The 1,008-nt window shown below is 72.4% G+C and carries 2 pseudogenes; both read right to left on the bottom strand.

Annotation, left to right across the window (positions count from 1 at the left end):
- Positions 1–128 (bottom strand): annotated as a pseudogene (locus tag ABZV34_RS39995) (nitronate monooxygenase); the annotation flags it as partial.
- Between the two features lie 54 nt (positions 129–182).
- Positions 183–1,008, bottom strand: a pseudogene (locus ABZV34_RS40000) (FAD-dependent oxidoreductase); the annotation flags it as partial.

Consider the following 1,008-nt stretch of genomic DNA (forward strand, 5'->3'; position numbering starts at 1 on the left):
GTGTAGCGGACCGCGCCGAGCACGCCGAGACCGCCCGCGCGGCTGATGGCCGCGGCGACGGCGGGAAACGGCGTGAAGCCGAAAATGGCGTACTCGATCCCCAGTCGCTTGCTCAGCTCCGTCTGCATGGCCGCAGGATGCCGCAGTCGTCCGGTCGAGGGAAGGCCTTTTCTGATGCTCCGTCAGTTTTTTCGGTCGCCGTCCTCCTCCAGCACCGCCATGGCGGCGTTGTGCCCCGGCACCCCGCTCACCCCGCCGCCGCGCACCGCGCCCGCCCCGCACAGCAGCACGTTGGCGTGCGCCGTCTCGACGCCCCAACGGCCCGTGCCCTCCTGGGCGTACGGGAAGGCGAGGTCGCGGTGGAAGATGTTGCCGCCGGGCAGCCGCAGATCGCGCTCCAGATCGAGCGGGGTCTTCGCCTCGATGCACGGGCGGCCCTCCGCGTCGGTGGCCAGGCAGTCCGCGAGCGGCTCGGCGAGCTGGGCGTCCAGTTGCGCCAGGGTCGTCTTCAACAGCTCCGCGCGCACGGCGTCGTTGTCGTGCGCGAAGAGCCGGGCGGGCGTGTGCAGACCGAAGAGCGTGAGTGTCTGGTAGCCCTGCTCGACCAGGTCCGGGCCGAGGATGCTGGGGTCGGTGAGGGAGTGGCAGTAGATCTCGGAGGGCGGGGCGTCGGGCAGCCGGCCGGCGGCGGCCTGCGCGTGAGCCGTCGCCAACTGCTCATATCCCTCGGCCACATGGAAGGTCCCGGAGAACGCCTCGCGCGAGTCGACGGAGCTGTCGCGCAGCTTCGGCAGCCGCTTGAGCAGCATGTTCACCTTCAGCTGCGCGCCTTCGGCCGGGGTCGGCGCCGCCTCGCCCGTGAGGGTCGCCAGCTCCTGCGGCGAGGCGTTCACCAGGACGTGCCGGGCCGCGACGACGCCCTCGCCGTCCGCGGTCCGGTAGGTGACCTCCGCGGCCCGCCCGTCGGTCTCGACGCGGATCGCCTCGTGGCCGGTGGCGATCACGGCG

This window comes from Streptomyces sp. NPDC005195 (genome assembly GCF_040608315.1).
GTDB classification, from domain to species: Bacteria; Actinomycetota; Actinomycetes; order Streptomycetales; family Streptomycetaceae; genus Streptomyces; species Streptomyces kaempferi.